Source organism: Okeania sp. SIO2B3 (assembly GCF_010672525.1).
In the GTDB taxonomy this organism is placed as follows: domain Bacteria; phylum Cyanobacteriota; class Cyanobacteriia; order Cyanobacteriales; family Microcoleaceae; genus Okeania.
Genome location: NZ_JAAHGH010000081.1, coordinates 25,691 through 36,515, shown reverse-complemented (window position 1 = coordinate 36,515; position 10,825 = coordinate 25,691). Strand labels below are relative to the sequence as shown.

The window sequence follows — 10,825 nt, the reverse complement described above, 5'->3', positions numbered from 1 at the left end:
TCAGTCTGAGGATGAGGAAAGTATTGCGCAACTGCGGCAGCAAACAAAGCAACTTTTGGCAGATATTCGGTATCGGTTTGTAACTGTTGCGGGAGTGGTATCGGAGGAAATAATTTCTGTTGCACAAATTGCTCCTACAAATATTCGGGATATCAAATTTTTCATTTTTGTTTCTTCGTTTTTCAGTAATTGGACAAAAGTAGAGTTAGACAAAAGTATGCCTTGCACAATAAGAGCATAACCTTAAAGGAATTGGCCACTGCACGAATGCTGAACCCGTCCTTCTCTACTATTAATATCATGTCCGGTAGCATCGTTTGTGTATAATAGAGGAGGAAGAAAAATAATTGCCCGGAGCGATATTGCTACGCTTCGCCAGTTTACCTCTGCAGTTGGTTGTACTCCCACAGGTGTCCATACTCGTCGGAAAATTGGCTTGAGACCCAAACGATGTTCATCCATTGCCCAGAGTTCTACAGTGGCCTCTGGATACTCGGCTTTTAGTTGTTCAAATCGGTGAGAGAGTTTTCTTGCTCCGTCTTTACGGCGAGGAGACCTCGTCGCAGGCGGTGCGCTTTTTTCCATTTAAGAGTGTTCGGTTGGAGTTGCCGACTTTTGATGCTGTGGTCGGGGGATTCGTAATCTATATTTCATTGACCGTAAATATTCCCATCCCCTGCGCCGATCAACTCGATGGTCAAAAAATTGCTGTTAACCAATCCCCCACCTTGCGCCCATTCCATAATCCTCCATCTGGTGCTTTCTCCTGGAGGGCCATTTCTAGGTGGGCTTGCCTTTCATCTGAAAGGAATCCCTTTTGCCCTGGATGTTGATGGCGACGATCTACCAATCCTTCTTTACCTTGCCGATTGTAGCGACGTGCAATTTGACGAATGGCCTCCAAACAATAGCCTGTGAGTGAAGAAACTTATGAGTGTTGTTTTTCCTTTTGCGCTTAAGCCAAATTATTTGGTATCTAGTCCTTTCTATTGGGTCATAGGTAGCTCGGTAGTTTCTTTCTAGTTCATCTATACTTAGGTGTTCTTGGATACTTAAGCGTCTTGGCATAATGGCGATCGCTCCAGGGAATTATTTTTCTCCTCTTCAATTATACACGCTCCGATGCTACCGGACATGATATGAGCCTATTTTATTGCTTGATTTTGTGCAAGTCCCGTTAGGGGGGCCTTATTTGTATGGGTCGTTTTCGCCGCCTGCTATTTGTTTCGGGATTGGGCGAAAAATAGCAATTTTCCTAGGGTAGCGGGCCTGGGCAAAAAAGGTGGTGTTTTCTGGCCAAGTTTGATTGTGGGATGGAAAGGACGAGGAGGAGCGATATAGCTGCCGCACTTGCTCCGCCAACGCCCCCTGAACAAAAGCAAGAACTTGGGCAATTTATTTCTTTTTGTAAAGAAGTGTCAGAAAATTATACCGAGTAACGTTTTATTTTTAGTAAAGAGTGGAAACCAAAAATCCATCAAAAACTCTCTTTATTATCTATGGGTATATGAGGATTTTTTTGCCTTCAACTGATACTCTACTTCAAAAAAGTAGCAAAATGCTTGACAACTGTCACCGCTACTTTTTCAGTCCTACCAAACAGTGAATTAAATGAAAAAACTTCTTTTGTCTTTTTTAATCCTAGTTACCATTTTGATTGGTAACCCATTAACAGCAATAGCTGAAGAACAGCCATCAGTAGAGCCTATCAAGGAAGCGTTCGTTGAGTCTCCTGAGTCTCCTTCTGAAAAGGAAGAGCGTCGCCAACAGCGTCAACAGCGTCGTCAAGCTGAAAAGGAAAAGCGTCGTCAACAGCGTCAACAGCGTCGTCAACAGCGTCGTCAACAGCGTAAGCAGAAGCTCGAGGAATCAGTCAAGGAGTCTCTTAAGTCTCCTTCTCAGGAGCTACCACCTCAATTCCTTCGTCTCTCAGATGAGATAGAAGACGGAGTAGAAGATTTAGGACCCCTGAAGGATTTAACAGGTACCTGGGTAGGAAAGGGATGGAATATGATTGCCGTTCCCATTAACAGCAGACGTGCTCGTAATACTGTTGGATGTCCGGGAAAAACTCCCAAAAAGCCAAGAGAGAACTTTTGCGTAGAAATTATGCCCTACATAGAGACCTTGACTTTCACTCCTATAGGTGCGCCAGTTCCTAACCGGGGATTTCCAATCGATACATTTGTGGTAGGTTTACATTACCAGCAAGTGGTCAGCGATGCTAACACGTTTCAACCGCTACATATAGAAAATGGGATGTGGTTATTGTTGGATAAGGAAAAGAAAATTGTGTCCCGACTCTCATCAATTCCTCATGGAAATACTCTATTAGCAATAGGAGATTCTTTTGATGTAGAAGGAAATTTCCAAATCCCAGAGATTGATGGCTTGCCTATTCTTGACAAACCAGTTTTAGGATACGCCGCTCCTTATTTCACAGCTGAAGGTGTTCCGCCATTCGATCCATCCAATCCTAACAAAATTCTTCAAGATATTATTGATAAACAGAAGCTTCTGGAAACGGTTATTTTGGACGTATCCACAGAAAATGAAGGCGGAATATCCAATATCCCATTCATCGAGAAAAATGCTGATGTCTCGTCCTTTGAATCGACCTTCTGGATCGAAGATGTTGAGGATGAAGCAGGAAATGAGTTCTTGCAATTGCAATATTCTCAAACAACAAATCTTGATTTTATCAAAGACTTTACCTCTGAAGACCCTGACAAATTAATTGTGTGGCCTCACATTGATGTCGCTACCATGGTTAAACAGTAGTAAGTGCATCTGAGGTATTTCTTCTCTCAAGAAAGCAAGTCTTGATATCACTATGAAGAGTGGCTGATTACCTATAGAGGCAATTTATGAATTGCCTCTACAAAAAACACAATTTTAAGTCCTGATAATTATATTTTTTCAACTACCACGACAGGAATTAAACTCTTTTCCAAAACTGCTTGAGAAACGGAACCAAAATCAAATTTTCCCAACTAATTATCTGTGAATCAGTGTCCAAATTCTTGTCGTGCTTTCTTTTCTGATAAATTATGAAAAAAATTCGCTAAGGATATCAACTACTTTAGGTATTATGAGAATTTTACCAGAGGACGAAACTGCTGTAAACCAGACATGATATGAAAAAAAAAATTAGGTAATGGTAAGATAGTCAAACATCTACTAACCCAATAAAATCTATGTATTGCGACTACCTAGTACAAATTCTCACTGCTCGCGTCTATGACGTAGCCCAAGAATCACCACTCGAAACTGCTCCAAACCTTTCAAAACGCCTCCAAAACAACCTCCTACTGAAACGAGAAGATATGCAGTCAGTCTTCTCCTTCAAATTACGCGGAGCTTACAACAAAATGGCTCAACTGCCTCCAGAAATTCTCTCCCAGGGAGTCATCGCAGCATCCGCTGGAAACCACGCTCAAGGAGTCGCCCTAGCCGCCGGTCGCCTCGGCACCCGTGCCATCATAGTCATGCCTGTCACTACCCCTCAACTAAAAGTCAATGCTGTCAAAGCTAGGGGAGGCGAAGTTATTTTGTATGGCGAAACCTATGACGAAGCTTGTAGTTACGCCCATCAACTAGAAGCAGAAAAAGGTTTGACTTTTATTCACCCCTTTGACGACCCCTACGTCATCGCCGGACAAGGGACAATAGGAATGGAAATTCTCCGTCAATATCAAAAACCCATTCACGCTATTTTTGTCGCTATTGGTGGTGGAGGTTTAATTTCCGGTATTGCTGCTTATGTCAAACGGTTGCGCCCGGAAATCAAAATTATTGGCGTTGAACCTGCTGATGCTGATGCTATGTCCCAGTCTCTCAAAGCTGGACATCGAGTCCGCTTACCTCAAGTAGGATTATTTGCCGATGGTGTTGCAGTGCGAGAAGTAGGAGAAGAAACACTTCGTCTATGTCAGCAATATGTAGATGATATTATTCTCGTCGAAACAGATGATACTTGTGCGGCCATCAAAGATGTATTTGAAGATACTCGCTCCATTGTCGAACCTGCTGGCGCATTAGCGATCGCTGGAGCAAAAGCTTACGTCGAGCGAGAAAAAATTCAAGATGAAACTCTGATCGCTGTTGCTTGTGGTGCAAACATGAATTTTGACCGCCTCCGCTTTGTGGCTGAAAGAGCAGAATTTGGCGAACGTCGCGAAGCCATATTTGCCGTTACTATTCCCGAAACTCCAGGTAGTCTCCGCAGATTTTGTGACTGTCTGGGCAAACGTAATATTACTGAGTTCAACTATCGCATTGCGGAGGAAAAAGAAGCACACATTTTCGTAGGAGTACAAATAGAAAACCGTGTTGATGCGGCCAAAATAGTAGAAACTTTTGAAACTCAAGGCTTGAAAACCCTAGATTTAACCGACGACGAACTGACAAAACTACACCTGCGCCATCTGGTTGGAGGTCGTTCCCCTCTCGCCCACCACGAACTACTTTATCGTTTCGAGTTCGCCGAAAGGCCAGGGGCATTAATGAAATTTGTCGCCTCCATGAGTCCCAACTGGAATATTAGTCTTTTCCACTACCGTAATAATGGGGCAGATTATGGACGTATTGTGGTGGGAATGCAAGTCCCACCTGACGAAATGGCCGAATGGCAAAGTTTTGTCCATAATTTTGGTTATCGCTATTGGGATGAAAGCCAAAACCCAGCCTATAAGCTATTTTTAGCCTAGTGCTACGTGGAAGTCAAAAGCCGTAGGGGCGAATGGCATTCGCCCTCAAAAGAATTGATTGTTAAGGCTTTTAGGATTTTATGACTGGTTATATCATGTCCGGATAATAGCGAGATAAAAAACCTTTTCCCTTCTAATACCAATTACCAAAAGTAATGCTATACTTCAACAGTCAAATAGTTACCAAGATTAAAAGTTTGTTTTTGACAATTATTAGTTGGTTAGTATAGATTTTTCCTGCTTTTCCTCTCTCCACACCTCCCACACTTCCCCTCCTGGGAGCTAGGGGTGGGTCCTCACCCAATCAGACATAGCATTCTTTTTGAGAAATAGTATAACCTCTTCTTTCCTTCTGCCTTCTGCCTCCTGCCTTCTGCCTTACCTCCTCCAAAGTGTAAGTATTCAACCGAACATGATATTATTTCTGCCATCCTACACTAAAAATATAAAATTTTTGTCAAAAATTACCCCTAGATAATATACAATAGTGGTCGTTTCATCTCTCACTAGCTTTTGTTCTATAGCTGATGAGATTCGTCCTAATGCAGTAAAAGTTCCATAAATTGATACCCCATTTCTCTCTGTTAGTTCAGAAGAATTAGGGGTAGTTGATGGAAGCTAAATCTGCAAAATGTGACTTGTGAACTAGCTATCAGCTAGAGCGCACTTCAGCTATCAGCTAAAAATTCAAGGGTTTAAGTCCCCCACTATGTTTGAAAAATTAGTGGTGCGCCTTTTATGAGGAGAAATAATCTCCCATTATACACCTTGAAAAGCTGATAGCTGATAGCTGATAGCTGAGTGCTACTTCAAGATGAAATATCAGACATATTACACAAAGTTGAAAATTTAGTGCAATCAAACACTGTTCTCGGTCAAGCAACTGATACAAATTTAACTCCCTCAAAAATAGAGTTACCCTTTACTCTTCAAGAAGTGAAAGCAGCTATTCCTCCACATTGTTTTGAGCCTTCTGTCTGGAAGTCTCTGAGCTACTTTTTTCTTGATATTGGCATTATTGCTGGTCTATATGCAATCGCTTATAATCTAGATTCATGGTTCTTTTTTCCCATCTTCTGGTTAATGCAAGGAACTATGTTTTGGGCATTATTTGTAGTGGGACATGACTGCGGTCATGGCTCTTTCTCCAAATATAAATGGTTTAATAACCTAATTGGGCATTTGTCCCACACTCCCATTCTCGTGCCTTACCACGGTTGGCGTATTAGTCATAGAACCCATCATGCCAATACTGGAAATATTGATACTGATGAAAGTTGGTATCCTGTTTCTGAGAGTAAGTATAATATGATGCCTTGGTATGAAAAGCTATTTCGCTTTTACCTGCCATTATTAGCTTATCCACTTTATTTGTTTAGGCGATCGCCTAATCGTGCAGGTTCTCATTTTCTGCCCAACAGTCCATTATTTCGTCCTTCTGAAAAGTGGGATGTCTTAACAAGTTCGGCACTCTGGATGTTAATGGTAGGTTTTCTGGGATGGCTCACCTATCAGTTTGGTTGGGTATTTTTAGTAAAATATTACTTAGTTCCTTATGTAATATTTGTCGTCTGGCTAGATTTAGTCACCTACTTACACCACACTGAAGCAGATATTCCCTGGTATCGTGGAGATGACTGGTATTTCCTTAAAGGTGCATTATCTAGCATTGACCGCGACTATGGTTTTATCAATTCTATTCATCACGATATTGGTACTCATGTAGCTCATCATATTTTTCTGAGTATGCCACACTATCATTTAAAGACAGCTACGGAGGCAATAAAACCTATTTTGGGTGAATATTATCACCAGTCAAGCGAACCTGTATGGAAGAGTTTTATCAACTCTTATTTGGCTTGTCATTTTGTCTCAGACAAAGGTTCTCAAGTATATTATCAATCACCTTGGAAAAAATCGTCAAACTAATTAGGGTTTTCTGAATTAAGTCTTTTGGTAAGGGTAGGAGACAGGAGACAGGAGACAACCCACCCCTAGCCCCTCCCCCTCCCAGGAGGGGAGAAATGGCTTGGGAGCGAGGAGGTAGTCGGAAAAATTGTCCCTTGATTTTTCTGCCTAACTATACGCCTAAAATACACTCCTTTTTGAGCATGAAGAGCTGAAACAGGTGCACTTTTTTTGACCTCAAAAAGGCACTTATCTTTATATGTCAATGCTTTTAGATTTAATCAGCAAGCCCTAATTAAATTAATTTCATTTCGGTAGAACAAAGTAGGGGCGAATGGCCATTCGCCCTTACAGGATTTTGGTTGTGACGTGAGGTCAGAGATCGGCAAAAGTTCTGTAAAGTTATTAGACTTTTGTTAGACTTTTGTAAAAAGTACTTTATTTTATAGATAGGTTGGTATATGGCAGAAGGAAGAAAGACCGAAGTTGGAACGTGCTGAAAGCTGAGTGCTGTTTGCGGAGCATTCCGGTACGGAAAATGCTGATAGCTTAACAATGCTTTTAGGGTGCTGAAAACTGAGTGCTGTTTGCGGAGCATTTCGTTACGGAAAATGCTGATAGCTTAACAATGCTTGTTTAAATTCTTTAGCTGTTTTAAAATAAATTTCTGGTTCATCAATTAATGCTAAATCAATTACCTCTGCTAAAGATTTAGGAATAGAAAGATTTCTTTGTCTAATTGGCACAGGTTTAGTTTGCAATACAGTTAAAATTGGGTCTTTACCAACAAAATCACGAGGATATACACCAGTTAACATATTATATAAAGTTGCCGCCATTGCCCAAACATCTACTTCCGGTTTTACATATTTAAAATCAATCATTTGTTGCCTTGGCATAAATGGAAAAGTACCTCCTTTATTTCCCGTCATTGTTTGCCCACTTAAACCTGCTAAATCAAAAGCTTTTGCTAACCCATAATCTGCTATTTTTACTACTGTTGAATTATCTACATTATTACTCAGAAAAATATTAGCTGGTTTAATATCGCGGTGAACCAAACCTCGCCCAATACTCAAACTACCATCTGCCTTTTTTACATAAGGAATTTCTGCATTATGGGCATATTCTAAACCATCTAAAGCTTGTAGAATAATTGGCACTGCCACATCAACAGATAACTGATAACCATGACTCTGCATCAAGTTCCAAATACTACCACCATTACAATATTCTAAAGTAAAAAAAAATAGGCGATCGCTATAATGATAATCTTTCAATTGAACAACATTGGTATGATTTAAAGCTTTAGTATTTTCTATTTCTCTCAAAAAACGATTTATGGCATTAGGATTATTTGTGATTTCTGGTAACATTGTTTTTAAAGCTATTAACTCTTGAGTATGATTATTTTTAGCTAAATAAACTTCTCCACAGCCGCCTTTTCCTAATAAATTAAGCGTCGTATAACCAGGAATTGCAGTTAGAGTAGAATCTCCTAAAGTTGGTGGTAAAGTTAATAATTCAACTGTTTTTACTTGCCAAGTTTTTGGTTGTTCGAGCATTTCTGGAGGCATCTCTGTTTCTTCTTCAAGACTAACCTGAAAAATAGTATTTCCCAATTGAATTTGGTCCCCTGATTTTAATTCATATTCAGGAAAATTATTTTTTGTTTTTGCTTCAGGGAGATGCTCAGATTGACGTTGCCCAATTTTTTTACCATTAACATAAGTACCATTTTTACTAGCAAAATCACGCACTCGTATATCTGGAGGATTAATATCAAGTAGACAATGATAACGAGAAATTGTACGATGTTGTTCATCACTAGGTAGTCTAGGTCTACAGTCTCGATGACGACCGATAATACAGGTAGTTCGTTCTTCAAAGACAAATTCTTTTCCGAGCATACTTCCTTGGATAATAGTAAGTTTGACTTTAGCAGACATGAGGTAGTTAAAATTTTTAATATTTGTGCGATGATTTCTATTAATTAGGGTTTGCGTATGGAAAGTCTTTTTGCTCTTTGTAGGAGACAGGAGACAGGAGACAGGAAACAGGAGACAGGAGACAACCCACCCCTAACCCCTCCGGTGGAGGGGAGAAATGGCTTGGGAGCGAGGAGGTAAGAGCTAAGAATTGTCAGAATCATTTTTATGCCCAACTATGAGCCTAAAATACGCTCCTTTTTGAGCATGAAGAGCTGAAAAATTTGCACTTTTTTTGACCCCAAAAAGGCACTTGTCTTTATATGTCAATGCTTTTAGATTAGATCGGTCACGCCCTAATTATCTAGTAAATTTTATTTTGATTTTTTATCTGATGATAAATTGTGCAGTATCTCTACCATGATTTTGATAATATTTAAGTATAATTATCTTTATTATACAGTAAGAGAATATCAAAAATGTAGGGTGGGTAAATCTGAAAAGATTTATGGTTAATCTAGACAAATTACTATACTTATAGAGTTGAAAGTCTTGTAGGGAAGACTCTGTAAGATTTGATGCGTAAGAGTGACTCTCTATATTTAACTGGACATAATATTAGCGATCGCTTTGACAAAATTAAACAGCTAGACTCAAAGTATTCTTTTTTTTGGCGACAATAGTATATATCTATCTAATTGCTAATTGAAAAAATATCCAGAGATTAAAATACCAGATTTTATTATTTCTGGGACTCTAGGTTATGACAAATAAAATGATAAATTGCGTTAGACTTAAGACTTTGGCTTCTAGGCAAAGCCCCAGAAAATGATGTAGCAAAAATGCGATTATAGATAGAATATATTAGTAGCAATCAAAGTTAGAAAAAAAAATGGTTACATCCCAACTCCCTAAAGGTCCACAAAATCTGTCATTCCTGAATAAACTGCAACGAATAGTCAAACCCTTGGAATTCCTGGAAAGTAATGCTAGACAGTATGGTGATATTTTTACCCTTCCTGTTTTATTAGGTGATAGTAAAAAGTCAATGGTAATCATCAGTAACCCCCAAGGAATTCAAGAAATTTTTGCCACCGATCCAGAAAAATTAGATGCAGGCGGAAATGGGACAAGGTTGCCTTTTTTAGGAGAGCAATCTCTGATAGCACTTTCAGGCGCTCCTCACAGACGGCAACGGAAACTCTTAACACCACCATTTCATGGCCAAAGGATGCTAGCTTACGGCGAGCTCATTCGTGAAATTATCCAGCAAGTTACGTCTCAATGGATAACAAACAAAACTTTTTCCATTCGCTCATCTACTCAAAGAATCTCATTTCAAGTAATATTAAAGGCTGTATTTGGTTTAGAAGAAGGTCAACGCTTACAAGAAATAGATCAATTGCTCACTGCTAGATTTGAAGGAGGAAAACCTATCTTCAGATCGATATTGCTATTTTTCCCTGCACTACAAAAAGATTGGGGACCGTTAAGTCCTTGGGGGCGTTTGATGCAGAATGAGCGAGACATTGATAAACTCATCTACGCTGAAATTGCTGAACGTAGAGAAAATCCCGACCCCACTCGCACCGATATTTTGTCTTTGATGATGGCAGCGCGGGATGAAGAGGGGCAACCAATGACAGATTTAGAATTGCGCGATGAGTTAATTACTCTGTTAGTAGCTGGTCACGAAACTACTGCAACAGCTTTAGCATGGGCATTTTACTGGATTCACCGTCAACCAGAAATTCGAGATCAACTGCTGCAAGAACTGGATGCACTGGGAGATAAACCAGATCCGATGGAAATTTTCAAATTGCCCTATTTGGATGCTGTGTGCAAAGAAACTCTGCGAATTTATCCAGTAGCAATATTGGCATTTCAACGAGAGGTGAAGTCACCCCTAGAAATTATGGGTTATCAGTTTCAACCAGGAACTTTTCTCACTCCCTGTATTTATTTAACTCATCATCGGGAAGATTTATATCCTCAACCGAAGCAGTTTAAACCAGAGCGTTTTCTAGAACGTCAATTTTCTCCTTATGAATATTTGCCTTTTGGTGGAGGCAACCGTCGCTGTATAGGTCAAGCTTTTGCCTTGTTTGAGATGAAATTGGTATTAGCAACGATACTATCTAGTTGGGAGTTGGCATTAGCAGATCAAAAGCCTGTTAAAGCAGTGCGTCGTGGTTTGTTGATGGCTCCAGCAGATGGAGTACGGATGGTAGTTAAGGGAAAAAGAACTCAAAAATCGCGTGTTTTAGAGACTGTTTAGAA

8 protein-coding genes are annotated in these 10,825 nt (G+C 39.9%); 5 read left to right on the top strand and 3 right to left on the bottom strand.

Annotation, left to right across the window (positions count from 1 at the left end; translation table 11 throughout):
• Nucleotides 1-241 (top strand): hypothetical protein (locus tag F6K15_RS29405; RefSeq protein ID WP_293068033.1); only part of this gene is annotated, 241 nt, incomplete at its 5' end.
• Between the two features lie 2 nt (nt 242-243).
• On the opposite strand, the gene F6K15_RS29400 is transcribed toward F6K15_RS29405, so the two are convergent.
• Entirely contained in the window at nt 244-585 is a 342-nt protein-coding gene (locus F6K15_RS29400; RefSeq protein ID WP_293068030.1) for a hypothetical protein, read from the bottom strand.
• A 112-nt stretch (nt 586-697) separates the two neighbouring features.
• The gene (locus F6K15_RS29395) at nt 698-904 is read right to left on the bottom strand and encodes a hypothetical protein (protein WP_293068027.1); all 207 of its coding nucleotides are present in this window, start codon (nt 902-904) and stop codon (nt 698-700) included.
• A gap of 707 nt (nt 905-1,611) precedes the next feature.
• Here F6K15_RS29395 and F6K15_RS29390 point away from each other — a divergent pair.
• From F6K15_RS29390 to F6K15_RS29380, 3 genes are all read left to right on the top strand, one after another.
• Nucleotides 1,612-2,781, top strand: a complete 1,170-nt coding sequence (locus tag F6K15_RS29390; protein ID WP_293068024.1) for a heme-binding protein — start codon at nt 1,612-1,614, stop codon at nt 2,779-2,781.
• A 407-nt stretch (nt 2,782-3,188) separates the two neighbouring features.
• The gene (gene ilvA, locus F6K15_RS29385; protein ID WP_293068040.1) at nt 3,189-4,709 is read left to right on the top strand and encodes a threonine ammonia-lyase, biosynthetic; all 1,521 of its coding nucleotides are present in this window, start codon (nt 3,189-3,191) and stop codon (nt 4,707-4,709) included.
• Between the two features lie 852 nt (nt 4,710-5,561).
• Complete coding sequence (locus tag F6K15_RS29380) at nt 5,562-6,638, top strand: DUF3474 domain-containing protein (RefSeq protein WP_293068038.1); 1,077 nt, start codon at nt 5,562-5,564, stop codon at nt 6,636-6,638.
• 581 nt (nt 6,639-7,219) lie between these two features.
• On the opposite strand, the gene F6K15_RS29375 is transcribed toward F6K15_RS29380, so the two are convergent.
• Nucleotides 7,220-8,566 carry a protein kinase gene (locus F6K15_RS29375; RefSeq protein ID WP_293068022.1) on the bottom strand — a complete coding sequence of 449 codons (1,347 nt, stop codon included), beginning with the start codon at nt 8,564-8,566 and terminating at the stop codon, nt 7,220-7,222.
• Between the two features lie 871 nt (nt 8,567-9,437).
• Here F6K15_RS29375 and F6K15_RS29370 point away from each other — a divergent pair.
• Nucleotides 9,438-10,823: a cytochrome P450 gene (locus tag F6K15_RS29370; protein ID WP_293068019.1), complete on the top strand. Its 1,386-nt coding sequence runs from the start codon at nt 9,438-9,440 to the stop codon at nt 10,821-10,823.
• Nucleotides 10,824-10,825: the final 2 nt, after the last annotated feature.

Bases quoted from the DNA above. Each gene is read 5' to 3' on its own strand.
- F6K15_RS29400 (WP_293068030.1), bottom strand. From the start codon at position 585: ATGGAAAAAAGCGCACCGCCTGCGACGAGGTCTCCTCGCCGTAAAGAC.
- F6K15_RS29390 (WP_293068024.1), top strand. From the start codon at position 1,612: ATGAAAAAACTTCTTTTGTCTTTTTTAATCCTAGTTACCATTTTGATT.
- F6K15_RS29375 (WP_293068022.1), bottom strand. From the start codon at position 8,566: ATGTCTGCTAAAGTCAAACTTACTATTATCCAAGGAAGTATGCTCGGA.
- F6K15_RS29370 (WP_293068019.1), top strand. From the start codon at position 9,438: ATGGTTACATCCCAACTCCCTAAAGGTCCACAAAATCTGTCATTCCTG.